General features: G+C 65.5%; 23 protein-coding genes. 14 read left to right on the forward strand and 9 right to left on the reverse strand.

Annotation, left to right across the window (positions count from 1 at the left end):
- The 6 genes from BLQ71_RS14260 (at position 1) to BLQ71_RS14285 (ending at position 6,768) form a co-directional block, all read left to right on the forward strand.
- Positions 1–834 (forward strand): FAD binding domain-containing protein, encoded by an 834-nt coding sequence (locus BLQ71_RS14260; protein WP_074622190.1) that lies wholly within the window; start codon positions 1–3, stop codon positions 832–834.
- Positions 831–1,331: a (2Fe-2S)-binding protein gene (locus BLQ71_RS14265; protein ID WP_074622191.1), complete on the forward strand. Its 501-nt coding sequence runs from the start codon at positions 831–833 to the stop codon at positions 1,329–1,331. Before BLQ71_RS14260 ends, BLQ71_RS14265 begins: the two co-directional genes overlap by 4 nt.
- Positions 1,328–3,709 carry a xanthine dehydrogenase family protein molybdopterin-binding subunit gene (locus BLQ71_RS14270; protein ID WP_074622192.1) on the forward strand — a complete coding sequence of 794 codons (2,382 nt, stop codon included), beginning with the start codon at positions 1,328–1,330 and terminating at the stop codon, positions 3,707–3,709. The genes BLQ71_RS14265 and BLQ71_RS14270 overlap by 4 nt, the downstream gene beginning before the upstream one ends.
- Positions 3,710–3,751: 42 nt before the next feature.
- Positions 3,752–4,804: a C4-dicarboxylate TRAP transporter substrate-binding protein gene (locus BLQ71_RS14275; protein ID WP_043136966.1), complete on the forward strand. Its 1,053-nt coding sequence runs from the start codon at positions 3,752–3,754 to the stop codon at positions 4,802–4,804.
- Positions 4,805–4,879: 75 nt separating this feature from the next.
- Complete coding sequence (locus tag BLQ71_RS14280) at positions 4,880–5,443, forward strand: TRAP transporter small permease subunit (protein ID WP_074622193.1); 564 nt, start codon at positions 4,880–4,882, stop codon at positions 5,441–5,443.
- Positions 5,440–6,768 (forward strand): TRAP transporter large permease, encoded by a 1,329-nt coding sequence (locus BLQ71_RS14285; RefSeq protein ID WP_043136963.1) that lies wholly within the window; start codon positions 5,440–5,442, stop codon positions 6,766–6,768. The genes BLQ71_RS14280 and BLQ71_RS14285 overlap by 4 nt, the downstream gene beginning before the upstream one ends.
- Before the next feature lie 3 nt (positions 6,769–6,771).
- On the opposite strand, the gene BLQ71_RS14290 is transcribed toward BLQ71_RS14285, so the two are convergent.
- The 8 genes from BLQ71_RS14290 to BLQ71_RS14325 are packed head-to-tail and all read right to left on the reverse strand — an operon-like array spanning position 6,772 to position 15,392.
- Positions 6,772–7,272, reverse strand: coding sequence for a nucleoside deaminase (locus BLQ71_RS14290; protein ID WP_074622194.1), 501 nt, complete (start codon positions 7,270–7,272; stop codon positions 6,772–6,774).
- Complete coding sequence (locus tag BLQ71_RS14295) at positions 7,265–8,227, reverse strand: ABC transporter ATP-binding protein (protein ID WP_074622195.1); 963 nt, start codon at positions 8,225–8,227, stop codon at positions 7,265–7,267. The genes BLQ71_RS14290 and BLQ71_RS14295 overlap by 8 nt, the downstream gene beginning before the upstream one ends.
- On the reverse strand, positions 8,224–9,192 hold the full coding sequence (locus BLQ71_RS14300) for an ABC transporter ATP-binding protein (protein ID WP_069210997.1): 969 nt from the start codon (positions 9,190–9,192) through the stop codon (positions 8,224–8,226). Before BLQ71_RS14300 ends, BLQ71_RS14295 begins: the two co-directional genes overlap by 4 nt.
- Positions 9,189–10,619: a chlorohydrolase family protein gene (locus BLQ71_RS14305; protein ID WP_074622196.1), complete on the reverse strand. Its 1,431-nt coding sequence runs from the start codon at positions 10,617–10,619 to the stop codon at positions 9,189–9,191. Before BLQ71_RS14305 ends, BLQ71_RS14300 begins: the two co-directional genes overlap by 4 nt.
- Positions 10,616–11,791 (reverse strand): amidohydrolase family protein, encoded by a 1,176-nt coding sequence (locus tag BLQ71_RS14310; RefSeq protein ID WP_074622197.1) that lies wholly within the window; start codon positions 11,789–11,791, stop codon positions 10,616–10,618. Before BLQ71_RS14310 ends, BLQ71_RS14305 begins: the two co-directional genes overlap by 4 nt.
- A 4-nt stretch (positions 11,792–11,795) precedes the next feature.
- Positions 11,796–12,773, reverse strand: a complete 978-nt coding sequence (locus BLQ71_RS14315) for an ABC transporter permease (RefSeq protein WP_074622198.1) — start codon at positions 12,771–12,773, stop codon at positions 11,796–11,798.
- On the reverse strand, positions 12,766–13,758 hold the full coding sequence (locus BLQ71_RS14320; RefSeq protein ID WP_069210685.1) for an ABC transporter permease: 993 nt from the start codon (positions 13,756–13,758) through the stop codon (positions 12,766–12,768). The genes BLQ71_RS14315 and BLQ71_RS14320 overlap by 8 nt, the downstream gene beginning before the upstream one ends.
- 56 nt (positions 13,759–13,814) lie before the next feature.
- On the reverse strand, positions 13,815–15,392 hold the full coding sequence (locus BLQ71_RS14325) for an ABC transporter substrate-binding protein (protein WP_074622199.1): 1,578 nt from the start codon (positions 15,390–15,392) through the stop codon (positions 13,815–13,817).
- Positions 15,393–15,559: 167 nt separating this feature from the next.
- Between BLQ71_RS14325 and BLQ71_RS14330 the strand changes: the two genes are divergently transcribed.
- Together BLQ71_RS14330 and BLQ71_RS14335 are read left to right on the forward strand one after the other, a co-directional pair.
- Positions 15,560–16,246 carry a GntR family transcriptional regulator gene (locus BLQ71_RS14330; RefSeq protein ID WP_043136946.1) on the forward strand — a complete coding sequence of 229 codons (687 nt, stop codon included), beginning with the start codon at positions 15,560–15,562 and terminating at the stop codon, positions 16,244–16,246.
- The gene (locus BLQ71_RS14335) at positions 16,243–16,905 is read left to right on the forward strand and encodes a flavin reductase family protein (protein WP_229754865.1); all 663 of its coding nucleotides are present in this window, start codon (positions 16,243–16,245) and stop codon (positions 16,903–16,905) included. The genes BLQ71_RS14330 and BLQ71_RS14335 overlap by 4 nt, the downstream gene beginning before the upstream one ends.
- On the opposite strand, the gene BLQ71_RS14340 is transcribed toward BLQ71_RS14335, so the two are convergent.
- On the reverse strand, positions 16,906–17,916 hold the full coding sequence (locus tag BLQ71_RS14340; protein ID WP_074622200.1) for a LacI family DNA-binding transcriptional regulator: 1,011 nt from the start codon (positions 17,914–17,916) through the stop codon (positions 16,906–16,908).
- A 118-nt stretch (positions 17,917–18,034) separates the two neighbouring features.
- Here BLQ71_RS14340 and BLQ71_RS14345 point away from each other — a divergent pair, with 118 nt between their 5' ends.
- The 6 genes from BLQ71_RS14345 to BLQ71_RS14370 are packed head-to-tail and all read left to right on the forward strand — an operon-like array spanning position 18,035 to position 24,532.
- On the forward strand, positions 18,035–19,102 hold the full coding sequence (locus BLQ71_RS14345) for a sugar phosphate isomerase/epimerase family protein (RefSeq protein ID WP_074622201.1): 1,068 nt from the start codon (positions 18,035–18,037) through the stop codon (positions 19,100–19,102).
- Complete coding sequence (locus BLQ71_RS14350) at positions 19,095–20,225, forward strand: Gfo/Idh/MocA family protein (protein WP_198548529.1); 1,131 nt, start codon at positions 19,095–19,097, stop codon at positions 20,223–20,225. The genes BLQ71_RS14345 and BLQ71_RS14350 overlap by 8 nt, the downstream gene beginning before the upstream one ends.
- Positions 20,222–21,070, forward strand: a complete 849-nt coding sequence (locus BLQ71_RS14355; RefSeq protein WP_074622202.1) for a sugar phosphate isomerase/epimerase family protein — start codon at positions 20,222–20,224, stop codon at positions 21,068–21,070. The genes BLQ71_RS14350 and BLQ71_RS14355 overlap by 4 nt, the downstream gene beginning before the upstream one ends.
- A complete protein-coding gene (locus BLQ71_RS14360; RefSeq protein ID WP_074622203.1) occupies positions 21,067–22,578 on the forward strand; it encodes a sugar ABC transporter ATP-binding protein in 1,512 nt (503 codons plus the stop codon). The genes BLQ71_RS14355 and BLQ71_RS14360 overlap by 4 nt, the downstream gene beginning before the upstream one ends.
- The gene (locus BLQ71_RS14365) at positions 22,575–23,561 is read left to right on the forward strand and encodes an ABC transporter permease (RefSeq protein WP_074622204.1); all 987 of its coding nucleotides are present in this window, start codon (positions 22,575–22,577) and stop codon (positions 23,559–23,561) included. The genes BLQ71_RS14360 and BLQ71_RS14365 overlap by 4 nt, the downstream gene beginning before the upstream one ends.
- Positions 23,558–24,532 (forward strand): ABC transporter permease, encoded by a 975-nt coding sequence (locus tag BLQ71_RS14370; RefSeq protein WP_043136937.1) that lies wholly within the window; start codon positions 23,558–23,560, stop codon positions 24,530–24,532. The genes BLQ71_RS14365 and BLQ71_RS14370 overlap by 4 nt, the downstream gene beginning before the upstream one ends.
- Positions 24,533–24,534: the final 2 nt, after the last annotated feature.

Genomic DNA, 24,534 nt, shown 5'->3' on the forward strand with positions numbered 1-24,534 from the left:
ATGAAGGCATCGGCGGGCGGATATGCCCGGGCCAGGGACGTGCGGCACGCGCTTGACCTGCTGGCCGCGTCGGACGGCATGGGCCGGATCCTGGCGGGTGGACAAAGCCTGGTGGCCGCGATGAACATGCGCCTGTCCGAGGGGGACATGCTGGTCGATATCTCGCGCATAGACGGGCTGGCCGGCGTCACCGACGAAGGCGCTGTGCTGCGCATCGGTGCCCTGACGCGCCATGCGGATGTCGGGGCCGATCCGCTGGTCCGGGCGCATGCTCCCCTGTTGTCCGCCGCTGTCGATCACATCGCCCATGCGGCCATCCGCAACCGGGGCACCATCGGCGGGGCCTTGGCCCACGCCGATCCCGCGGCCGAGTTCCCCGCCTGCATCCTTGCGCTGGGCGCCACGCTGCACGCCGAAGGCCCGGAGGGAACGCGCGAGATCGCGGCAGAGGACTTTTTCCAGGACGTGTTCACGACGGCCCTGGCAGAGGATGAGATCCTGACCGCCGTCACCATCCCCAAGGCGGAAACGGGCGAGGTGCAGGTTCTCGAAGAGGTCGCGCGCCGGTCCGGCGATTATGCGCTGGCGGGAATGTGCCTAGTCAAACGGTCAGCGGGACACCGGTTGGCAGTGTTTTCCGTCGGGCCGACTCCCCTGCTGGCAACGGATGCGATGGCGGCTTTGGACGCAGGTGACATGGATGGGGCCGTAGCGGCCCTCAAGGATGCACTCGACCCGCCATCGGACACGCAGGCCAGCGCGGCTTATCGCAAACATCTTGCCGGGGTTCTGCTGCGCAGGGCCGTGGCCCGGATCGGAGAGCAACAGGCATGACAAAAGTCTTTTCGGACAAGGTGGACATTGCACTGACCGTGAACGGAGAGCCGGTCGAGGGGCGCGTTCCGGCAGGCCAGCACCTGGTGGACTTCCTGCGGCAGACCCTGGGCCTGACCGGGGCGCATGCCTCTTGCGAACATGGCGTTTGCGGTGCCTGCACCCTGCGTGTCGACGGTCAGGCCGTGCGCGGCTGCCTGATGCTGGCCGCCCAGGCCGACGGGGCAGAGGTCTGGACGGTCGAGGGGCTGACCGAACAGGGCAGCAGCCGCGACCTGCAACAGGCCTTCGTGGCGCGCAACGCCCTTCAATGCGGGTTCTGCACCCCTGGCATGATCGTTGCCGTCGAGGATCTTCTGGCGCGGGGTGGCGTCCCGTCGCGTGCGGAGATCCGCGAGCATCTGTCGGGCAATTACTGCCGCTGCACCGGCTACGAGGCCATCGTGGACGCGGTCGAGGGTGTGGCGCAGGCGCGCGCCGGAAAGGGGGCGGCATGAGTATCGCATTCGGAAATCCTGACCGGCCCAATTCCTACATCGGCAAGACGGTGCCGCGTCCCAACGCGGAGAAACTGGTGCAGGGGCGTGGGCGCTATGTCGACGACATCACCCTGCCGCGCATGGTGCATGTGGCCTTTGTCCGCGCGCCGCTGGCCCACGCCCGGATCATCGGCATCGACGCCGAGGCGGCCAGGGCGGTCAAGGGCGTGCTGCGGGTCTTTACCGGCGCCGACCTGGCCGAGGTTTGCACCCCCTGGGTGGGCGTGCTGGCGCATCTCAAGGGGCTGAAATCCCCACCGCAGCACGCGTTGGCCGTCGACCGCGCCTGCTGGGTCGGAGAGCCGGTGGTGGCCGTCGTTGCCACGACACGCGCCGCGGCCGAAGAGGCCGCAACGCTGGTCGAGGTCGACTATGATCCGCTGCCGGCGGTGACCGACACGATGACGGCGCTGGATGCGGATACGCCGGTGATCCACCCCGACCTGGGCGACAACCTCGCCTTTCGCCGCCTGCACGAAGAGGGCGACGTCGACGCCGCGCTGGCCAATGCGCACAAGGTCGTCTCTGCCCGGTTTCGCACCGCGCGTCATACCGGTGTCACGCTGGAGCCACGGTCGATCCTTGTCGACTGGAACCCGGCCGAAGGGCAGATGACCGCGTACCACGCCACGCAGGCGCCGCACATGATGCAGACGGTGCTGGCAACGCACCTGGGTATCCCCGAAAGCCGCGTGCGCGTGATCTGCGGTGACGTAGGTGGGTCCTACGGGATCAAGGTGCACGTCTACCCCGACGAGGTGGCAACCGCCGCGATTTCACGGGTCATGGCGCGCCCGGTCAAGTTCGTCGCCGACCGGCTGGAGAGTTTCACTTCTGACATCCATGCCCGCGACCACGAGATCGAGGCCAGGATCGCCGTGGCCGAGGATGGCAAGATCCTGGCCATCGACGTGGACGACTGGACCGGCATCGGCCCCTATTCGGTCTATCCGCGGACCTCGGCCATCGAGGGCAACCAGGTGGTGAACCTCTGCGGCGGACCCTACGATTTCGCGAACTACCGCGCGCAGACCACGGTCGTCTTTCAGAACAAGGCGCCGACCTGCCAGTATCGGGCCGTGGGTCACCCCATCGCCGTGGCGATCACCGAGGGGCTGGTGGACATGGCTGCGGCCGCCATCGGCATGGACCCGGTCGAGATCCGGCGCCGCAACATGTATGCCGACGACGCCTACCCGGTCACGTCGCCCGCCAAAATGCGGTTCGAGGGGCTGTCGCACCACGCTTCGATGAACAAGCTCATGGAGATGATCGACTATGACGCGCTGCGTGCCGACCAGGAAGAGGCGCGCAAGCAGGGCAAGCATCGCGGCATCGGGATCGCCAGTTTCATCGAACTGACCAACCCGTCGCCCTTCATGTACGGCATCGGCGGGGCGCGGATCTCGGCCCAGGATGGTTGCACCGTTCGGATGGACCCGGACGGCTCGGTCGTGGCACTGTCCGGCGTGACGGAACAGGGCCAGGGCACCGAGGCGATGCTGAGCCAGGTCGTGGCCGAAGGTGTTGGCGTGACCCCGGACAAGGTGCGCATCATCACCGGCGACACGCAGGTGACACCCTACGGTGGGGGCACCTGGGCCTCGCGCGGGGCGGGAATTGGCGGCGAGGCGGCGCTGCAGGCGGCGCGCGCATTGCGCGGCTCGATCCTCGAGGTGGCGGCGTCCATGCTGCAGGCCGATGCGGCCAAGCTGGACATTCGTGCGGGCCAGGTGGTCGATGCCGACAGCGGCGAAGAGCGCATGCCGCTCGAGGAACTGGGCCGCATCGTCTATTTCCGGGGCGACACCCTGCCCAAGGATCTACCCCGCGAACTGGTGCAGACCCGGCACTTCATCACGATGGACTATCCCTTTGCCTTCACCAACGGTGTGCAGGCCAGCTATCTTGAGGTGGACACAGACACCGGCGTCGTGACCCTGTTGAAACACTGGTGTGTCGAGGATTGCGGGCGCGTCATCAACCCGCAGCTTGTGGATGAACAGATCCGGGGCGGCATCGTCCAGGGGCTGGGCGGCGCGCTCTACGAGGAGATCCACTATGACGAGGACGGCCAGCTGCTGAACGGGTCGATGGCGGATTACCTCGTGCCGATGGCGGGCGAGATGCCGGACATGCAGATCGGCCATGTCGAGACCCCCACCGGCGAAAGCGAACTGGGCGCGAAAGGGGCCGGAGAGGCCGGCACCGCCGGCGCCCCCGCGGCCGTCATGAATGCCATCAACGATGCCCTGCGTCCGCTTGGCGCGCAGGTGACGGAAATGCCCTTCACGCCGGAACGCATCCTGCGTGCCCTGGGCAAGATCGACGACTGAACCAGCAGGCGCGGGAGGCGCCTCGACCAAGGGAGGAAACACATGAAGATCACCGCAATGGCAGCCGCCACCGCGATCCTGATGGGCGGCACGGCCTATGCCCAGCAGACGATCACCGTCAACATCGGCTCGTCGCATCCGGAGGCCAACATCTGGGTCTACGCGATGAAGAACACCTTTCAGCCGGAAGTGAATCGCATCCTGGCCGAGGGCGGCAACGAATACACCGTGAACTGGGTCGAGAGCTACGCGGGCACGCTCTACAAATTCACCGACACGCGCGAGGCCGTCATGGACGGCATCGTCGACGTGGGCATGGTGGGCACGGTCTGGGAAGGGGCCAACATGCCCCTGCAGAACGTGACCTATTTCACCCCCTTCGCCACCGAAGATCACCGCATGATCATCGAGATCTTCGATGACCTGTCCGAGAACCTGCCCGAACTGAAAGACAGCTGGGCGCAGAACGGCATGGTGCACCTGTCGTCGCTGATCACCGACAGCTACGACATCTATGCCACCTTCCCGGTCTCCTCGATGGATGACCTGCAAAACCGCAAGCTGAACGCGCCGGGCACCTCGGCCAACTGGCTGCGCGAAACCGGGGCAACGCCGGTCGATGGCGCGTTGACCACCTATTACACCAACATCCAGACCGGCGTGACCGAGGGCACCCTGTCCTTTGCCTCCGGCATTCTGCCGACCCGCGTCTACGAGGTGGCCCCGGAACTGACCCGCGTCGGCATCGGCTCGATGTATTTCGGCGGGATCGCGGCCAACAAGGACTTCTTCGAAGGGCTGCCCGCCCCGGTGCAAGAGGCCTTCCGCGAGGCGGCCCAGGCGACCTCGATCGCGCATGGCGACTATGTCGCCGACCTGGCCGCGCGCGCGCTTGACGAGATGCAGGAAGCCGGGCTGACCATCCACCAGTTGCCCGATGCAGAAAAGGCCAAGTGGGTCGAGGGCCTGCCGAACATCATCGAACCCTGGCTGGAACAGACCGGGGAGGCGGGCAAGACCGTGCTCAAAGCCTATTTCGCGGCCCTGCGCGAACGCGGGGCAACACCGTTGCGGGACTGGGACGAAGGTCTCTGATCGGAACGTGACAGCACGGCACCCGCCCGGCAATCTGATGCCGGGCGGGTGCACTTTTGAAGGCAGGATCGGGGCATGAGCGAAGACAACACGGCCGAGTTCGACGACGGGTTTGTCCCGTCCTTTTCCGAGGCGCCGCTGGGCGCAGCGCTGGGCGCGGTCGCGGCGGCCATGTCCGCAGTCGGCACGGCGGCCATTGGCGCGCTGATGCTGCTGATCGTGGCCGATGTCATCGGGCGCAACTTCATGAACATGCCGATCACCGGCGTGGCCGAGATCGCAGCGCGGTCCGTGGTGGCCATCGTCTTTCTGCAGGTGCCCGCCGCGATCCTGCAAAAGCGCCTGACACGGGCCGATTTCCTGGTGCGTCGGATCGAACGCGCCTCGCCGTCGGCAGTGTCCGTGCTCGAGGCAGTCTTTTGCATTGCCGGGGCGGTGGTCTTTGCGCTGGTGCTCTGGGCCTCCTGGCCAAAATTCATCCAGAGCTGGCACAGCGCCGAGTTCTTTGGCGTCCAGGGCGTCTGGACCATCCCGACATGGCCTTTCCGCGCGATCACCGTGCTGGGGGCCTTCACCGCCGTCCTGGCCGCGCTGTATCGGGCGGTTGTCGAATTGCGCAGCATGGGGGCCACGAAATGACCACGCTTGCTTTCGGTTTCGTCCTGATCGGCGTCCTTGTCCTGCTGGTTCTGCTGGGAATGCAGATCGCCTATGCGCTGTTCGGCGTCGCCTTTGTCGGGATCTGGCTGATCCGTGACAACATCGGCCTGGCCTTCCGGATGCTGGAGCTGACGGCCTATTCCGGCATCGCCGATTACCTCTTTGCCACGATCCCGCTTTTTGTCCTGATGGGCTTGCTGGTCAGCGTGTCCAACGTCGGGCGCGACACCTTCGAGGTGGCCGAGGAACTGCTGCGGCGCATGGTCTGCGGCCTGGGTGTCGCCACCGTGGCCGCCAACACGATCTTTGCTGCCGTGACCGGCGTGTCCATCGCCTCGGCAGCGGTCTTTACCCGGGTCGCGGTGCCCGAGATGACGCGCCACGGTTATCGCCCGGCCTTTTCTGCAGGCACCGTGGCGGGGTCCTCGGTCCTGGGCATGCTGATCCCGCCCAGCCTGCTGCTGATCATCTACGGCGTGCTGGCTGAGGTGTCCATCGGTGGCATGTTCATCGCGGGCATCATCCCGGGGCTGATGCTGGCGGGCGGGTTCGTGGCCATGCTGATTGGCATCACCATGCTGTTCCCGCGCTTTGTCCTGGAGGATCCCGACAGCGTCCGTGCGCGGCGACTGGACAGCGAGTTCAAGCCGATGCCGCTGGACCGGATGCTGCTCAAGCTGATCCCCATCGTCCTTCTGGTGATCCTTGTCCTGGGCGGGCTGTATACCGGATATTTCACCCCGACCGAGGCCGGCGGCGTCGGGGCCTTCGGGGCGCTGGTGGTGGCCCTGTCGCGGCGCAGCCTGGACCGGCACAAGCTGTGGCAGGTGATGAAGCAGACCGGGGTGATCTCGGTCTCGATCCTGCTGCTCCTGATTGCGGCCTCTTTCTATTCGCGGATGCTGGCCATTGCGGGCCTGCCCAACGCGATTGCCGGACTGGTCACCGAGTCCGGGTTCGGACCGATGGGGTTCCTGTTCTTCTATGCCCTGATCATCCTGCTGATGGGCATGATCCTCGACAGTACCTCCATCCTGCTGATCATGGTGCCGATCGCGGCGCCCATCGCGCAGGGCCTGGGGATCGACCTGATGCATTTCGGGATCGTGACGGTCATCGCGGTCGAGATCGGCCTGCTGACGCCCCCGTTCGGCATATCGGTCTTTACCGTGCACAACACGCTGAACAATCCGGCGGTCTCGGTCGAACAGATTTTCGGCGCCACGCTGCCATTCATCGCGGTGATGCTGCTGGTGCTGGTGATCGTGGCGTTCTTTCCGGCGACCGTGACCCTGTTCCTCTAGGCATCACGCGCCGGGTTCGCCCACCTTGGCGGCCCAGCGTTCCAGGATGTCGGCGGCGTCCTCTGCCGAATGCTGGGCGCTGACCATGCTGCGCGCCGGCGCGGGCAGGCCGCATTGCGCCAGCATGTGGTCCACGTCGATGGGAAAACGGGCGCTTTCCGGCAGCTGACCCAGCGCCTGCCCGGCCTGCGCCATGTCGGCGGCATAGTAAAGCTCGCTCACCCCGGCGATCAGCATGGCGGCCACGCACAGGGGGCAGGGCTCGCAACTGGTATAAAGCGCGGTTCCGCGCAGATCGACGGTGCCAAGATTACGGGCGGCATCGCGGATGGCCTCCGTCTCTCCGTGGCTCGTCGGATCGTGGTTCATCACCGACCGGTTGATGCCTTCGCCAACGATCTTGCCGTCCTTGACCACCACGGCGCCGAACGGTTCGGTTCCGGGGGTCGTCAGGGCCTCGGCGGAAATCTCCAGCGCGCGGCGCATGAATGCGGGATCATACATCGGTTTTTCCTTCTGCGGCTGCAAAGCAGGCGACCCGTCGGTCGTGAACGTCTGGGGTGCGTTTCGGAAGCTCGCGCTTGCATCGGTCAAAGGACAGCGGACAGCGCGGATGGAAGGTGCAGCCCGATGGCGGCGACACGGGCGAGGGAACCTCTCCGCCCATCGGCGCGCGGTCGCGTTTCGGGGCCTCCAGATCCGGGATCGTGTCCAGCAACATCCGCGTGTAGGGGTGCAGCGGGTTTGCGAAGAGGTCCGCGGTCGGCTGGATTTCGACGATCCGGCCCAGGTACATGACGGCGATCACATCGGCCATGTGCCGCACCACGCTGAGATCGTGGCTGATGAAGAGATAGGTCAGCCCCATCTCGCGCTGCAGCCGTTTCATCAGGTTCAGCACCTGCGCCTGGACGGACACGTCCAGCGCGGATGTCGGTTCGTCGCAGACCAGGAACTCGGGCTCTCCCGCCAGCGCCCTGGCGATCGAGATACGCTGCCTTTGGCCGCCCGAAAACTCATGCGGGTACTTGGCGGCATCGGCGGGCGACAGGCCGACGGTCTTCAGCAACTCTCCCACCCGGGCCTCCGCCTGCGCATCGGTGGTGTCGGGAAACAGGGTGCGCAGGGGTTCGGCCACGATCCGTCCCACGCGCCAGCGCGGATTGAGAGAGGCAAAGGGATCCTGAAAGATCATCTGCATCTTGGTCGGATCGCCGTTGAAGCGGATCTTGCCGTCCGAGGGGGCATGCAGCCCGGTGACCAGCTTGGCGATGGTGGACTTGCCACAGCCACTTTCGCCAACCAGCGCCAATGTCTGACCGGGCAGGATGTCGAAATCCACACCGTCGACTGCGCGCAGGGTGCGGCGCGGCTTGCGTTCCAGCAGCCGGTTCAGCCAGGGGGCAGAGACGTCGAAACGCCGTTCCAGCGCGTCGACTTCGAGAATGGGGCGGGTCATGCGGTTGCTCCTTCCAGGGCCAGCCAGCAGGCAGCGCCTTCTCCGTGGATGCGCGGGATGTCCCGGCTGCATTTCGGTCCCGCCTGTGCGCAGCGCGGGTTGAAGGCGCAGCCCGAGGGAATGCTGTTCAGGCGCGGCATGGCGCCAGGGATCATCTGAAGCTCGCTCTCGTCCCGGCGCAGCGAGGGGATCGAGCCCATCAGCCCGACGGTGTAGGGGTGTTGCGGTCGGCGGACCACGTCCTCGACCGTGCCCAGTTCGGCCAGGCGCCCGGCATACATCACCGCCACGCGGTCGGCGGTTTCGGCGATGACGCCCATGTCATGCGTCACCAGCATGACTGCCGTGCCGCGTTCACGGCAGAGCCGTTTCAAAAGGGCCGTGATCTGCGCCTGGATCGACACGTCAAGCGCGGTTGTCGGCTCGTCCGCGATGATCAGTTCCGGTTCCGCACACAGGGCCAGGGCGATGACGATGCGCTGGCGCATTCCGCCGGAAAACTGGTGCGGGTAGTTGTCGATGCGTTCCTCGACGGCGGGAATGCCGACCTCTTGCATCAGTTCGATGGCGCGCCTGCGGGCCTGCGCGCGGGTCATCGGCGTATGCAGGCGGATCGTCTCGACGAGCTGGTCGCCGACCTTGAACAAGGGGTTGAGCGATGTCAGCGGGTCCTGGAAGATTGCCCCGATCCGGCGCCCGCGCACGGCCTGAAGCTGTTGTTCGGTCAGGGTGTCGATCCGGTCGCCCGACAACAGGATCTTGCCGGCAGCGATCCGGCCCGGCGGTTCCAGCAGGCCCAGGATGGCCATGCCGGTCATCGACTTGCCCGCGCCGGATTCTCCGACGACGCCCAGGATTTCGCCCCTGCCGATGGTCAGCGAGATATCGTCGACCGCGGTCAGCGTGCCGTGCCGGGTCGGGAATTCGACGCGCAGGCCCTGCACGTCCAGAACGGGTTGGGTCATCGTGCCCTCCGGTAGCTGGGGGTGAAAATCTCGGTCACGGGCGGGTGGTCCACCGTGCGGTCGGGGTACTTGGCGATCAGGCCATCGAACTGTGCCTGCGCGCGCGCGGTTTCCGCAACCGCGTCGAACCCGGGGATCTCTCCGTCGGTCATGACCTGTCGTCCGTCGATCCAGACGTCCCGCACGTCCCTACCCGCGCTCGAGGTCATCAGGGTCTGGATCGGATCCGGCGTCTGCAAGGTGCCGCGCAGGTCGATCACCGTGATGTCGGCGCAGGCGCCGGGGGCCAGGCGCCCCAGATCGTCCCGGCCAAGCGCCTGCGCCCCGCCAAGGGTTGCCGCGTCGAATAGCGCCTCGGACCGGATCGCGTCCATGCCCTTGGCCAACCGGGCGGTCATCATGCCCAGTTGCATGTTGAGGATCATGTCCGGCGGCCAGGTGTCGGTGCCCAGCCCGATGTTGATGCCCCTGCCGCGACATTCCGGAAAGGACCGCAGCAGGCCGCCATGACGGGCGGCCACGAGCGGGCAATGCACCAGCGTCGCGCCATGTTCGGCCATCAGCGTAAAATCGCGTTCCGTCGCCTGAGTGCCGTGCGGCAGTAGCCAGTTCGGCCCGATGGCACCGATGCGATCCAGCCAGTCGATGGGCGAGGTGCCATGTTGTTCCTGCACCAACCTGATCTCGGTCGGGGACTGGCAGGAATGCAGGCGCACGGGGGCGCCCATTTCCGCGGCAATCGCATGGGTGCGTTGCAGCAGGCTTGCTGTGCAGGTCTCGATCCGGTCGGGGGCGAACATGGCGCGGATGCGCCCGCCCGCGATGCCGTCGATCCTTTGCGCAAAGTCTGCCGCCTTGGCCAGATCCTTGAGGCCACGCGCCTCGTCATAGGTCGCGCGAATGGTGCCGGTCTCGTCGGTGACCTGCCCGCCGGTCCGGTAGGCCGGGCCAAGGTAGGCGCGCAGGCCCAGATCCTCGGCCGCGGCCGCGGCGGCATCGAATTCCGCAACCGTTTCCCCCCACGCGCGGTAGAACAGAGAGGCGATGGGCAGGGCTGTGGTGATCCCGTTGCGGATCAGCTGTGCAAAGGCAAAGCGTTTCTGGAAGGCCAGTTCCTCTGGCGAGTACATCTCGTAGGGGCCGGCATCGACATAGCTTTGCGGCCAGACCCGCCCCTTTTTCCAGGCCGGGCCGTTGTCGTAGCCCAGGATCGTCGTGTCGAGATCGGACAGCGCGTCGAGGTCGATGAAACCGGGCGACAGGATCGCCTCGCCATAGTCGATGTGCGCATCCGCATCGCCGTCGAAGCTGGCGCCGACATGCAGGATGCGTGTGCCCTCGATCACGACACAGCCGTTCTCGAAGACAACATGGGCGCCGTCCCGATGCCCGACGACCCAGCGCGCGGAAAGGCGGGTCCGGCTCACGGTGCCGCCACCACGCAGGCACCGTCCCGCGCCGTGACGGCCCCGGCCTTCAGCACCATTTTGCGGGGGGCACGCAGGGCGACGGCCTCGGCCAGCGTCTCACCCTCGACCAGGACTGCATCGGCGCGGTCGCCAATGCCCAGGCCATAGCCTTCGGTTTCCATGATCGCGGCGCCGCCAAAGGTGCAGATGTCCAGCGCAAGCTCGACCTCGTCATCCCGGCGCAGGTTGTTGCGCTGACCGATGAACATGGCGCGTTCCAGCATGTCCGCATTGCCGTAGGGGCCCCAGGTGTCGCGGATGCCGTCCGAGCCAGACCCGGTCAGGATGCCCGCCGCCTTCAGCTCCTTGACCGCCGGGACCGGGGCAGAGGCGGGGGCGGTGGTGATGATGTGGATGCGGTTTTCGGCCAGTTGCGCCTGCAGGTCGGCCACATAGGCGCGGTCCATCATGCCCAGGCAGAAGGCATGGCTGATCGTGACCTTGCCCTGCATCCCGTGTGCCCTGGTCCGGGCGATGATCTCTTCCATCGAGAAACCGCCCAGGGCGTCTCGTTCGTGCAGGTGGATGTCGACCGGTTTGCCGTGCTTTTCCGCCAGCATGAACACGGCGTCGAGATGCCCCTTGGGGTCACGCTCGATCCCGCAGGGGTCGATCCCGCCGACGATATCGGCCCCCAGGGCCAACGCCTGGTCCATCATCTCGACAGTGCCGGGACGCGGCATCATCGAGGATTGCGGAAAGGCGACGATCTCGATGTCGACGATGTCCTTCAGCTTGTCGCGGGTTTCCATGACGCCTTCGATGCCGGCCAGCCCGTGATGGGTGTCGACGTCGACATGGCTGCGGATCTGTGTCGTGCCGTGGCTGACCGACAGGATCGCCTGCCGTTCCGATTGCACCTGCGGGTCAAGCCCCAGCGAGACCTTCACCTCGCGCTCGTTGGTGATCTTGTCGATCAGGCGCGGGCCGACCTCGTTGCGATACCAGGGCATGCCCAGCAGGGACTTGTCCAAGTGGGTATGGGCCTCGACCAGGCCGGGGATCAGGATGCGTCCGCCGCAATCGATGGTTTCGGCACCATCCGGGGCGGTTTCGACGAAAACGCCGTCGGCGATGTGCAGGTCCGTTGCGGGGCCACCCATCGGGCGGCAGTTCTTGAGGGTCTTCATGGGGTCATCTCAGTTTGGGGTTGAGGGCATCGCGCAGCCAGTCGCCGATCATGTTGACGGATAGCACGATCAGGCACAGCTGCACGGCGGGGAACACGACGATCCACCACAGGCCGGAAAACAGGTACTGGTTGCCGATCCGGATGAGCGTGCCGAGGCTGGGTTGATCCGGCGGCATTCCCACGCCGAGAAAGGACAGCGTTGCCTCCGACAGGATCGCCAGGCCAAAGTTCAGCGTGGCCGCGACCAGGATCGGGGTCAGGCAGTTGGGCAGGATGTGGTGCAGCATGATCCGCCAGGGTTTCACCCGGATCAGCCGTGCGGCCTGCACGTATTCCTTCTTGCGCTCGACCATCGCGCTGGCGCGGACGGTCCGCGCGTACTGGACCCAGCTGGGCACGGCGATGGCAAGGATCAGGATCGGTGCGGCCAGGATGTCCTTCAGCCCCGTCGGCAAAGAGGCGGTGGCAACGGCGGTGATCAGGATGGCGATCAGGATGAAGGGCATCGACAACAGGACATCGCCCAGGCGCATGATCACGTTGTCGATCCAGCCGCCGAAATAGCCCGCGATCAACCCCAGGCTCAGCCCGACGGAGAGCGCCGCGATGACAGAGGCAAAGCCGATGATCAGCGAAATGCGCGAGCCGTAGAGGATCGCCGAGAGGATATCGCGCCCCTGGGTGTCGGTGCCCAGGATGTAGGGCCATTGTCCCGCCTCGTTCCAGATCGGCGGGATCTCGGAGTTCCAGAGTTCCAGCGCGGCCAGGTCATAGGGGTCCTGCGGCGTGATCCAGGGGGCAAAGAGCGCCGTCAGGGTCACCAGCGCCAGCAGGCAGGCAGCGAAGACCGCGCTGGGGTGGGTGCGGAAGGAATACCACAGGTCGCTGTCGCGGATCGCCGCCAGGCGTGCCCGGCGGGCGGGCAGGGGGGGCGTGTCGGTCTTTGTGTCGGTCTCGGTGGTCATGGACAGGTCAGCCATTGGCCCCTCCGGCTTTGGCGGCGTCGTCGCGCAGGCGCGGGTCGACCCAGGCATAGGTCACGTCCACAACCGTGTTGAGGACGACGAAGATGAAGGAGACAAGCATCAGGTAGGCGGCCATCACCGGGATATCGACGAAGGTCACGGCCTGGATGAAGAGCAGGCCCATGCCCGGCCATTGAAAGACCGTCTCGGTGACAAGCGCGAAGGCGATCAGGTTGCCGATCTGCATGCCCGTCAGAGTGATGACCGGCATCAGGCAGTTGCGCAGCGCATGCACCCAGTTGACCCGCCCGACGGGCACGCCGCGCGCGCGGGCAAACTTGACGTAGTCCGTGCGCAGGGTTTCCAGCATCTCCGCCCGGACCAGGCGCATGACAAGGGTGATCTGGAAGGTCGACAATGAAATCGCCGGCAGCACCAGTGCGGCCCGGCCCGAAGGGGTCAACAACCCCGTCGACCACCATCCGATGTCCACCGTCTCTCCGCGTCCGAAGGCAGGCAGCCAGCCAAGAGAGACGGAAAAGGCCAGGATCAACATGATGCCCACCACGAAGGAGGGCAGGGAGACGCCCACGATGGACCCCAGCTGCAAGGCATTGGCCAGTGGCGAGTTTCGGTGCACGGCGGTGATGACACCCAGAGGGATGCCCACGACGAGGGAAATGACGGTGGCCACCAGCACCAGCTCGAAGGTTGCGGGAAACCGCTCTCCGATCAGAACCATCACGTCCTGCTGGTTGCGGTAGGAAATGCCGAAATCCCCCTGCACCGCATTGGTCACGAAGCGGGTGTATTGCGTGATGAACCCGTCGTTCAGGCCCAGGCGTTCACGCAGTTCCGCGCGGTCGGCCTGTGTCGCCTGTTCGTTGACCATCATCTCGACCGGGTCGCCGAAGAACCGGAAGATGGTGAAGGCCAGCAGGGCCACCGCCAGCATGACGAAGGCCGCGTTGGCGGTGCGCTTGATAAGGAAGGCGAGCATGGGAACTCCGGTCTGATGGGGGCTGCGGGGAGACCCCCGCAGCCGGTCCTGTCGGATCAGTCGTCGGTGGCGACGCGGGCGAACCAGAGCCGCGGCTTGTTGTCCGGGAACAGCGGCATCTCGGCCACTTCCCCGGTCACGGCCCAGGCCATCGGCTGCTGGTGCAGCGGGATCATGATCATCTCGTCCTTGACGATCCCCAGGGCCTCGGTTTCCAGCGACAGGCGCTTGTCGAGGTCCAGTTCCATGCCGGCCTGCTGGATCAGCGCGTCAAGTTCGGGGTAGGACCAACCGCCCCAGTTGAACACGCCGGAGTTGCCTTCCTTGGAGTGGAAGATCTGCAGCAGCGGCGAATAGGCGTCCAGCATCGGCAGGGTGGCCCAGCCCAGGGTGTAGATGTCGGTCTTGCCCTGGGTGCGCTTGGGCGTCTGCACCGCGCGCGGCGCCACGTCCAGTTTGGGCGCCAGCCCGATACGCGACCACATCGAGGCGATGGCCTGGCAGAATTGTTCCTCGTTCACCAGCCCGTCGGACAGGCAGTTGAACTCAAAGGTCAGCCCCTCGGGCACACCGGCCTCGGCCAGCAGTTTCTTCGAGGCGTCGGGATCGTATCCGGGAACCGTATCCAGTTCTTCGGCGTAGCCGGGGATCGGCGGCGCGACGGTTGCGCCTGCAATCCGGGATTTGCCGCGCATCACCCGCTGGTGGATCAGGTCGAGGTCGATGGCTTTGTAGAGCGCCTCGCGCACGGCTTTGTCCTTGAACGGGTTGGGTTCGCCCGTCGTCAGTGTGTCGCGGAAGGGGAAACCGATCATCACGGTGCGCAGGTCGACGCCTTCCAGCACGTTCACGTTCGGGGCCGCTTCGAGGCGCGGAAGATCCTGCACCGGCGCGTCATTGGTAAAGTTGATTTCGCCCGAAAGCAGGGCGGCGACGCGGGTCGCGGCCGAGGTCACCGGAGTCAGCTCGATCCGGTCGAGGTTGTGCTGGGGGTCGTCCCACCAGGCGGGATTGACGACGAACACCGTCTTGGCGTCCGGCTGGCGGCTTTCGACGATGAAAGGCCCGGTGCCGTTCGCGTTGTAGGTGGCAAAGCCCTCCTTGCCCGAGCCGATGTCCGTCGGCAGCAGAGAGTCGTTCGCCTCCATCCATTCCTTGTCGAAAATATGGATGTTCGTCAGGTCGTTGAGCAGCAGAGGATAGGTGCCGTTCAGGGTGATGTCGACGGTGTGCGCATCCACCACGGCCGAGGACACATAGGCCGGCAGGTTGCCCTTGAGCGGCGAGGTCTCGTGGCTCACCCGCTCCAGCGAGGCGACGACGTCATCGGCGGTGAAGGGCGCGCCGTCGTGAAAGGTCACGCCTTCGCGCAGCTTGAAGCGCCAAGTCACCTGGTCTTCGAGGATCTCCCAGCTTTCCGCCAGCGCAGGCTCGATCTTGAGGTCGGCATCATAGCGCACGAGGCCCTCGTAGACGTGGTTCAGCACGTTGATCGTAAAGCTGTCACCGTAGGAGTAGGGGTCAAGCGAGCCGATGTCGCGATTGGCACCCCATTTCAGGACATTCTCGGCCTGCACACCGCCCGCGAGAGAGGCAAGTGCTGCAGAAGCAAGCAGGAGTTTTCTGATCGTCATATCGTCTGGTCCCTGTTGTTGGATTGTACTTGGGAATCGGTAGGATTGGATACGATGTGATCTTGATGCGGGATTGAATCTCACTTGGCAAGAAAATTGTATCCAATTGACGTCGATGTTTGGATACGCTATCAGGATTGCACAAAGAACAGACAAGAAGACGAGTCATGAGTGACCAGACCACCCTGACGGATGCCGTTCACACGCTTCTCAAGCGGGCGATCATCGAGCAGGCCCTGAAGCCCGGCATGCGCCTGCCCGAGGACACGGTGGGCGAACAGTTCGGCGTGTCGCGCACGATCGTGCGTCATGCGTTGGTGCGGTTGCAGAACGAAGGGCTGGTTGTCACGCGGCGCAATCGCGGGGCTTTTGTCGCTGAACCTTCGCTGGAAGAGGCCAAGCAGATCTTCGAGGTGCGGCGCGCGCTGGAGCGCGAGGTGATTCGCATCCTGGTTGAGCGTCTGCCGGACAGCGGCTTCGACCAGCTAGAAGCGCATGTCCGCAGCGAGCAGAGCGTCAAGGGCAAGGACGGGCCGGTGTCGATTCGCCTTGCGGGTGAATTCCACACTTTGTTGGCGGAGCTGACCGGCAATGCGGTTCTGTCCCGCTACGTGTCAGAGGTCGTGCTGCGCTGTTCCCTGATCATGGCGATGTATGCCCGGACCCATTCGTCGGACTGTGCCGTCGATGAGCATTCCCAGATCATCGAGGCGATCCGGACGGGGGATGCGGACAGGGCGATGACGCTGATGGATCACCACCTTGGCGCGGTTGCCGGTCGGGCCGAGCTGGAAAAGAAACCGGACAGCGTCTCTTCGATCCTGTCTCACTATGGCAAGGAACTCGCCCAGTGACGGACAGACGGATACACCACGCGCTGAACTTTGCAGAGCTCACCCCGCGCGAGGCCTACAAGGTCATGATCGGGACCATCGTGCCGCGCCCCATCGCCTGGGTAACGACAATCTCCCCCGATGGGTTGGTGAATGCGGCGCCCTATTCCTTCTTCAACTGCCTGTCGGCCGATCCGCCGATCCTCGCGCTGGGCGTCGAGAACAAGCCCGACCGCAGTTTCAAGGACACCGCCTTCAACATCCGCATGACCGAGTGTTTCACCGTCAACATCGTCGACCGCGCCAATGTCGAGGCGATGTCCGTGACGGCGGCGGGCTTTGCGCCCGAGGTGGATGAGCTGGAAATGGCGGGCCTGACGGCGGCACCCGGCGAGATGGTCGCCTGTCCGCGGATCAAGGAAGCGCCCGTCGCATTCGAATGCCGCCGCTACCTGGGGATCGAGATAAGTTCGGCGCGCGAGATCATTCTTGGCCAGATCGTCATGGCCCACGTCCGCGAGGACATCATCGACCTCGACACCTATTATTCGACCCACACCGCGCTGGATGCGCTGGGCCGCATGGGGGGCGACGGATATGCCGGGACGATGGATTATTTCGACCTTCCGACCCCCTCTGCCACCGAGGTCCTGTCCGCACGCAAGGCGCGCCGGGCCTGATCAGGCTGGTGCCGGACCTGTCGAGGCGCGCTCGACCAGCGTGGCTTCGATCCGTTCGGGCGGGGTGCCCGTGGCGTCAGTCTCGGCCTTCGGCGTACCCTGCATCATCGCCACGACCTGCTTGACGGCCGCGCGCCCCATTTCAAGGCGCGGCTGGTGGATGGTCGTCAGAGAGGGCACGAAACGGTCCGCGAAATCGATATCGTCAAAACCCACGACGGACACATCACCGGGCACGTCGCAGCCAAGGCGAATGCACTCGGACACAAAGCCGAGCGCGCATTCGTCCGAGGCGCAGAACACCCCGGTCGGGCGGTTGTCCAGCCCTGCCCACCGCCGGGCGGCCTCTGCCCCGGACTCGAGTGTGAAATCGCCGGGGAACACGGTTGCCTCGGCGCCGTTTCGTGATGCGGCGTCCAGGAAACCCTGCCTGCGGGTGATCGCCAGCACGTTTTCCTCTGGCCCGTTGACGTGCAGGATGCTGCGATGCCCCAGCCCGACCAGGTGATCGACGGCCAGCCCTGCGGCGGCGTGGTTGTCGATGCCCAGGCGCGGGGCGTCATAGGCGTCGTTCCATTCGCTGAGCTGGATCAGGGGCAGGCGCCATCCATTCACCACCTCGGGATCAAGGCCGCCGTCCAGCAGAACGATCCCGTCGGCGCGCCCGTCATACCCCAGTGACAACAGACGGTCGCGCCCGATGCGGCTGTCCGAGATCTGGACGGTCAGGCCGACCGAACTCGCCTCTTCCTGGACCGCTGCGAAGATGCGGCTGAAAAACGTGTTGGACAGGTTCGGGGCAAGGATCAGCAGGGACCGCGCGCGGCGCTGGCGCAGGTCGCGGGCGGCAGAGTTGATCCGGTAGCCGGTGGCCTTGACCGCCTCCATGACCTTCTTGCGCGTGGCCGGCCCGACGGAGTCCGGCGCGGACAGGGCCCGGCTGACGGTGGCCGTGGACACCCCTGCAAGCGTGGCCACGTCCTTGATCTTCACTCTTGCCCGGGCCGTCATCTTGTCTCCTGGATATTGCAGCTTGTTAATCGATTACATTTTTTATTGCAAACGCGGCGTGAATCACGTGTAATCGATTTCACAAGGTGCCGGGGAGGACGGCGCCGTGGGAGGACTCATGAAGACGATCAAGGGCCCGGCCCTTTTCCTGGCGCAATTCGCGTCGGACGATGCCCCGTTCAACGACTGGGGCAATATCACCCGCTGGGCCGCCGATTGCGGGTATGAAGGTGTCCAGGTTCCCAGTTGGGACAAGCGGCTGTTCGACCTCGAAACTGCTGCGGGATCGCGTGACTATTGCGACGACTTCAAGGGCCGGGCGGCTGAAAACGGCATCGCCGTGACGGAGCTTTCGGCCCATCTGCAAGGACAGCTTGTCGCCGTTCACCCGGCCTATGACATCGCCTTTGACGGGTTTGCCGATGCCTCCGTGCGGGGCAATCCGAAGGCCCGGCAGGACTGGGCGGTCCGCCAGGTCCGCATGGCGCTGGAAGCATCGCGCAACCTTGGCCTGAATGCCCTGGGCGCCTTTTCCGGGGCGCTTGCCTGGCCCTATGTCTACCCTTGGCCACAACGCCCCGAGGGGCTGGTCGAGGCGGCATTCGACGAACTGGCGGCCCGCTGGCGTCCGATCCTCGATCACGCCGAGAACATGGGTGTCGACATCTGTTTCGAGATACATCCAGGCGAAGACCTGCATGACGGGGCAACCTTCGAGATGTTCCTTGACCGGGTCGACCAACATGCGCGCGCAAGGATGCTCTACGATCCGTCGCACTACGTGTTGCAATGCCTCGACTACATCGCAAACCTCGACGACTACGCCGAGCGGATCGGCATGTTCCACGTCAAGGATGCCGAATTCAATCCGACCGGCAGGCAGGGCGTCTATGGCGGTTACCAGTCCTGGGCCGACCGCGCGGGCCGCTTCCGCAGCCTTGGCGACGGGCAGGTGGATTTCGGCGCGGTGTTTTCCAAGCTGACGACGATGGGTTTTGACGGCTGGGCGGTTGTCGAATGGGAATGCGCGCTGAAACACCCCGAGGATGGCGCGCGCGAGGGCGCGCAATTCGTGCGTGACCACATCATCCGCGTGACCGAACGCGCCTTTGACGATTTCGCGGATGGCGGCGCGGATGACGCGGCCAACCGGCGGATGCTTGGACTGGAGGGCCGAGATGGCTGAGGCACCGATCAGGCTTGGCATGGTCGGCGGTGGCGGAGACGCCTTTATAGGCGGTGTCCACCGCATCGCGGCGCGGTTGGACGGGCATTATGACCTTGTCGCTGGCGCGTTGAGCGCGACCCCCGAAAAGGCACGGGCCAGCGCGGAGGTGCTGGGCCTGCCGCGCAGCTACGACAGCTATGTCGAGATGGCGCGGGCCGAGGCCGACCGGGACGATGGCATCGAGGCGGTCGCCATCGTGACCCCCAACCATGTACATGCCGATGCCGCCATCGCCTTTCTGCAACGGGGCATCCACGTCATCTGCGACAAGCCGCTGACCTCGACGATGGTGGATGCCGAGCGGCTGACCCAGGTGGCGCGGTCCTCGGACGCGCTGTTCATGCTGACGCATAATTACACCGGCTACCCGATGATCCGGCAGGCGCGCGAGATGATCGCGGCCGGGGATCTCGGCAACTTGCGGCTGGTCAACGTGGAATACGTGCAGGACTGGATGACCGGCCCTGCCGAGGGCAAGCAGGCCGAATGGCGGGTCGATCCCGCGCGCTCTGGCGCGGGCGGATCGATCGGGGACATCGGCACTCATGCATATAATCTGGCGTGCTTCGTCTCGGGGCTGCGGCTGGACCGTCTGGCCGCCGACCTGGATGCCTTTGGCGCCGGGCGCACGCTGGACGACAATGCCCATGTCATGCTGCGCTGGCAGGGCGGCGCCAAGGGGATGCTCTGGTGCAGCCAGGTGGCCCCGGGAAATGAAAACGCCCTGCGCCTGCGGGTCTACGGCGACAGGGGTGGGCTGGACTGGGCACAGGAAGCGCCGAACAAGCTGTGGTTCACGCCTTTCGGCGAACCCAAGCGCCTGCTGACCCGCAACGGGGCGGGGGCGACGACGGGCAACACGGCCATGAGCCGGGTGCCCGGCGGCCATCCCGAAGGTTATCTCGAGGCTTTTGCCAACCTCTACACCGAGGCCGCCCATGCCATCCATTCACACAGGCGCGGTGAGACGGTGCCGGGTGGCCTGCTGTTCCCGACTCTGCAGGACGGCATGGAGGGCATGCGGTTCATCGAGGCCTGTGTGCGTTCTTCGTCGAAGGACAGCGCCTGGGTGTCGCCATGAAACTGGGGATCAACCTGCTGTGCCTCGCGGGGCACATCGACGAAAGTCACCTGCCGTACTTGCAGCGCCTTGCCGAGATCGGTTTTGACCATGTCGAAGTGCCGGTGATGCGGGGCAGCCCGGATCACTATGCCTGGCTGGGGGAACAGCTGTCCGCGCTGGGCCTTGGCCGCGCGCAGACCTCCATCGTGCCGGATGTCGATGCCGACCCGCTGTCGGGGGATGCATCGGTGCGGCAACGCGGGCTGGATCACCTGTCCTGGATACAGGATTGCGCCGAGGCGCTGGGATCGGAAACCGTGGGCGGGCCGTTCCATGCGCCGATTGGCCATTTCACCGGGCAGGGGCCGACAGAGGCCGAAATAGAACGCGGCGTGAGCGCGCATCGAAACATGGCGGAACGTGCCGCGCGAGGCGGCTACAAGCTGGCGTTGGAGCATCTCAACCGGTTCGAAACCTACTTCCTGAACACGATGGACCAGGCACGTGCCTATGCCGACCGGGTCGATCATCCCGCCTTTGGCATCATGTACGACACGTTCCATGCCAATATCGAGGAACGTGATCAGCCCGCGGCCATCGCCCACCTGGGTGACCGGATGCATGTGCTGCATGTTTCGGAAAACGACCGGGGCGTGCCGGGGCGGGGGCAGATCGATTTTGCCGCCGTGTTCCGGGCCGCCAAGGCCGCTGGGTTCGACGGGCATGTGGTGATCGAGGCATTCGGGGCGGGCCTGCCCGAACTGGCCGCCGCAACCCGCGTCTGGCGACCGCTCTTTCCGGACTTCGAAACCCTGTTCACGGAGTCCCATGATTTCATCCGCGGGACGTGGGAGGCCGCATGACCGACCCCGTCATCGAGATGCAGGGCATCACCAAGAGTTTTCCCGGTGTCCGCGCCCTGTCCGGCGTCAGTTTCGGTGTGCGCCCCGGCGAGGTGCAGGCGCTTGTGGGCGAGAACGGCGCAGGGAAATCCACGCTGATCAAGATCCTCTCCGGTGTCTACCAGGCCGACGCCGGCGAGGTGCGCATGAACGGCGAGGCGGTGCATTTCGTCCATCCGGTCGAGTCGCTGCGCGCCGGGATCGCGGTGATCTACCAGGAATTTTCCCTGTTGCCGGAACGCACGGTCGCGCAAAACCTGTTCCTTGGGCGGGAACCCCGGACGCGCTTTGGCCTGATCGACAGCGCGAAGATGCGGGCCGACACGCGCGAGGTTCTGGCGCTCTTCGCTGCGGCGGGCCGGATCGACCCGGACCGGACGGTTGGAGAGCTGGACGTGGCCACGCAGCAGGTGGTCGAGATCGCCAAGGCGGTGTCCACTGGTGCCCGCGTGGTGGTGATGGACGAACCGACCGCGGCGCTGAACGAGGCGGAATGCGAGGAACTTTTTGCAACCGTGGACACGCTGCGCGCGCGCGGCGTCGCCATTATCTACATCACCCACCGGATGCGAGAGATCACGCGGCTGGCGGATCGCGTGACGGTACTGAAAGACGGCGAGGTGGCCGCCCGGTTTGACGAGGTCCCCGCGCCGGATGCCATCGTCCGCGCGATGGTGGGCCGCGACATCGCCGATTTCTACGCGCCGCCCGCAACGCCGGAGGAAATTGGCGATCCGGTCCTGACCGTGCGCGGCGCGGGCAACGCCATGTTGCACCAGATCGACCTTGACGTCCGCGCGGGGGAAATCGTCGGTCTGGCGGGTATCCAGGGCGCCGGGCGCGTTGCGCTGGCGATGGCGCTGTTCGGCGAAACCCCGTTCGAGCATGGCCAGGTGACCCTCAACGGAGAGCGCGTTTCGTTCCAGACCCCGCGCAGCGCCATCCTTGGCGGTATCGGGCTGCTCCCCGGCGACCGGAAAAGCGAGGGGCTGGTGCTGATGCAGTCGGTACGCGACAACGGCATGCTGACTTCGCGCGCCTTTGCGCCGCTCTGGTCCAGTGACCGCCGGAACGCCTTTACCGACAGGGCGCGCATGGACGCCCTGCTGGACCACATGGAAATCCGCGCGGCCTCCTATGATCAGGACATTCGCGCGTTGTCGGGAGGCAACCAGCAAAAGGCCATCGTGGCCCGCTGGCTGTCCATGCGGCCCAAGCTGTTGATCTTCATCGAACCCACGCGCGGCATCGACGTCAATTCCAAGGCCGGCATCTATCACCTGATGCGCGACCTTGCCCGCGAGGGGGCCGGTATCCTGATGATCTCGTCCGACCTGCCAGAGGTGATCGGTGCGGCGGACCGCGTGCTGGTCATGCAGGAAGGCAGGATCGCCGCAGAGTTCCCCCACGGCGCCACGGAACAGGACATCATGCACGCCGCCACCGGCGAGACAGGAGTGGCCGCATGAGCATCGCCGAGGATACGCCCCGCCGAAAGGCCGGTTTCCGTTTCGAACGCTGGGCCCCGCTGATCCTGCTGGGCGGCGCCCTGGCGATTTACGTCGTCGTCGCCCTTGTCACCGGACAGGCGCAGTACCTGACATTCGACAACCTGATCGCCATCCTTGGCCGGTCCATTGCCTTGGGCATCACCGCCATCGGGCAGACCTTTGTCATCCTCGTGGCCTCGATCGACCTTAGCGTTGCCAGCCTGATCTCGGCCACGGCGGTACTGGCCTCTGTGGTGATGGACGGGTCTCCGGCGATGATCCTGCCCGCGATCCTGGCCGCGATTGCGCTGGGTGGGCTTGTCGGGCTGACCAACGGGCTGGTGGTCAGCGGGCTGAAGGTCAATCCCCTGATCGCCACGCTGGGCATGAGCCTGATCATCCAGGGCTGCCTGTCGGCCTTCGTGTCGAATTTTGCGGGCGAGGTGCCGGCCGCCTTCCAGATGTTCGCTTATGGAGAGCTGGGCCCTTTCCCGGTGGCGCTGCTGTTCCTGGGTCTTCTGGCCGTTATGGCCTGGGCGGTGCTGCGGTTCACAAAGTTCGGATCGGACATCTACGCGGTCGGCGGCAATGAAGAGGCGGCGCGCTTTGCCGGGATCAAGACGGGCCGGGTGGTGATCCTGAGCCATGTGATCTGTTCGATCTGCGCGTCCATCGCGGGGCTCTACCTTGCCTCGCGGCTGCGCTCCGGCGCGCCCTGGATCGGGTCCGACGGGGTCTATGACCTTGAAAGCATCGCCGTCGTGGTGATCGGCGGCACGGTGCTGGCGGGCGGGCGCGGCGGTGTCTGGGGGACGATGGCGGGGATGCTGATCTTTTCGCTGATCGACTCCGTCTTCAACATCGCGGGGGTCGACAGTTTCGCCAAGCAGGTTCTGCGCGGCATCATCATCGTGGCCGCCGTCGCCTTCTACGCCATCCGTTCAAAGAGGATCGTGGCATGAGTGACAGCGCCACCGCCCCCAAGCGCCGCCTGCCGCAGATCAACCCGGTCTGGGTGCTGCTGACTGTGCTGGTCGTGGCGATCATCTTCATGAACCCGCGATTCATCGAGCCGACGGGCTACATGAACTTCCTCAAGCGCGCCGCGCCGCTGGCGATCCTGGCCGCGGGGCAGGTTTATGTCATCACCTCGGGTGGGTTCGACCTGTCGGTTGGTTCGCTGATCACGCTGGTCGTCGTCGGTTCCTCGATGCTGACCAACAACGATCCCACGGCGACCTACTGGGTGATCCCCCTGATGTTGGCGATGGGGCTGGGCGTGGGGGCGGTCAACGGGCTGGTCGTGTGCTTCCTGCGCGTGCCCTCGCTGATCGCCACGCTGGGCATGATGATCACGCTGAACGGGCTGGCCTTCCTGTGGTCGGGCGGCGCCCCGCGTGGCTACCTGCCCGACACCTTCCGCTTTTTCGGGAGAGAGTTGATCCGCGATGTGCCCCTGGTCAGGTTCATCCCCGTCTCGGTCATCGTGCTGGTCGTCGTCGTCGGCCTGCTGGCCTGGCTGATGCATCGCACCAACCTTGGCCGACAGGTGCATGCCATCGGTGACAACCCGGTCGCGGCCCGTCTGGCCGGAGTGGCCGTCAACCGCGTGCGCATCACCGCCTTCATGCTGTCGGGCCTGTCCGCGGCCATCGCGGGCATCCTGCTGGGCGGCTTTGCCGGTGTCTCGACCGATGTCGGCTCGGGATATGAACTGCAGGCGATCACTGCCGCCGTTCTGGGCGGCGCGCAACTTCTCGGCGGTCGGGGATCGGTCCCGGCGGCCCTTGGCGGCGCGCTGGCGCTGACCGCCATCTTCACGCTCTTGAACTTCCTCGGCCTGCCGCAACCCGTCCGGCAGGTGGTGCAGGGCCTAATCCTGATCGCGGCCGTCGCGTTCGCCATGCACCGAAGGAGACAGACGGGAACCTGAAA

The organism is Antarctobacter albus (assembly GCF_900101505.1).
GTDB lineage: Bacteria > Pseudomonadota > Alphaproteobacteria > Rhodobacterales > Rhodobacteraceae > Antarctobacter > Antarctobacter albus.

What these genes read in the sequence shown, in the direction of transcription:
- BLQ71_RS14295 (WP_074622195.1), bottom strand. Translation starts at nt 8,227, where the DNA reads ATGACCCGCCCCATTCTCGAAGTCGACGCGCTGGAACGGCGTTTCGAC.
- BLQ71_RS14280 (WP_074622193.1), top strand. Translation starts at nt 4,880, where the DNA reads ATGAGCGAAGACAACACGGCCGAGTTCGACGACGGGTTTGTCCCGTCC.
- BLQ71_RS14350 (WP_198548529.1), top strand. Translation starts at nt 19,095, where the DNA reads ATGGCTGAGGCACCGATCAGGCTTGGCATGGTCGGCGGTGGCGGAGAC.
- BLQ71_RS14370 (WP_043136937.1), top strand. Translation starts at nt 23,558, where the DNA reads ATGAGTGACAGCGCCACCGCCCCCAAGCGCCGCCTGCCGCAGATCAAC.
- BLQ71_RS14330 (WP_043136946.1), top strand. Translation starts at nt 15,560, where the DNA reads ATGAGTGACCAGACCACCCTGACGGATGCCGTTCACACGCTTCTCAAG.
- BLQ71_RS14300 (WP_069210997.1), bottom strand. Translation starts at nt 9,192, where the DNA reads ATGACCCAACCCGTTCTGGACGTGCAGGGCCTGCGCGTCGAATTCCCG.
- BLQ71_RS14310 (WP_074622197.1), bottom strand. Translation starts at nt 11,791, where the DNA reads ATGAAGACCCTCAAGAACTGCCGCCCGATGGGTGGCCCCGCAACGGAC.
- BLQ71_RS14270 (WP_074622192.1), top strand. Translation starts at nt 1,328, where the DNA reads ATGAGTATCGCATTCGGAAATCCTGACCGGCCCAATTCCTACATCGGC.
- BLQ71_RS14275 (WP_043136966.1), top strand. Translation starts at nt 3,752, where the DNA reads ATGAAGATCACCGCAATGGCAGCCGCCACCGCGATCCTGATGGGCGGC.
- BLQ71_RS14355 (WP_074622202.1), top strand. Translation starts at nt 20,222, where the DNA reads ATGAAACTGGGGATCAACCTGCTGTGCCTCGCGGGGCACATCGACGAA.
- BLQ71_RS14345 (WP_074622201.1), top strand. Translation starts at nt 18,035, where the DNA reads ATGAAGACGATCAAGGGCCCGGCCCTTTTCCTGGCGCAATTCGCGTCG.
- BLQ71_RS14290 (WP_074622194.1), bottom strand. Translation starts at nt 7,272, where the DNA reads ATGTATGATCCCGCATTCATGCGCCGCGCGCTGGAGATTTCCGCCGAG.
- BLQ71_RS14265 (WP_074622191.1), top strand. Translation starts at nt 831, where the DNA reads ATGACAAAAGTCTTTTCGGACAAGGTGGACATTGCACTGACCGTGAAC.
- BLQ71_RS14325 (WP_074622199.1), bottom strand. Translation starts at nt 15,392, where the DNA reads ATGACGATCAGAAAACTCCTGCTTGCTTCTGCAGCACTTGCCTCTCTC.
- BLQ71_RS14340 (WP_074622200.1), bottom strand. Translation starts at nt 17,916, where the DNA reads ATGACGGCCCGGGCAAGAGTGAAGATCAAGGACGTGGCCACGCTTGCA.
- BLQ71_RS14285 (WP_043136963.1), top strand. Translation starts at nt 5,440, where the DNA reads ATGACCACGCTTGCTTTCGGTTTCGTCCTGATCGGCGTCCTTGTCCTG.
- BLQ71_RS14365 (WP_074622204.1), top strand. Translation starts at nt 22,575, where the DNA reads ATGAGCATCGCCGAGGATACGCCCCGCCGAAAGGCCGGTTTCCGTTTC.
- BLQ71_RS14320 (WP_069210685.1), bottom strand. Translation starts at nt 13,758, where the DNA reads ATGCTCGCCTTCCTTATCAAGCGCACCGCCAACGCGGCCTTCGTCATG.
- BLQ71_RS14360 (WP_074622203.1), top strand. Translation starts at nt 21,067, where the DNA reads ATGACCGACCCCGTCATCGAGATGCAGGGCATCACCAAGAGTTTTCCC.
- BLQ71_RS14315 (WP_074622198.1), bottom strand. Translation starts at nt 12,773, where the DNA reads ATGGCTGACCTGTCCATGACCACCGAGACCGACACAAAGACCGACACG.
- BLQ71_RS14260 (WP_074622190.1), top strand. Translation starts at nt 1, where the DNA reads ATGAAGGCATCGGCGGGCGGATATGCCCGGGCCAGGGACGTGCGGCAC.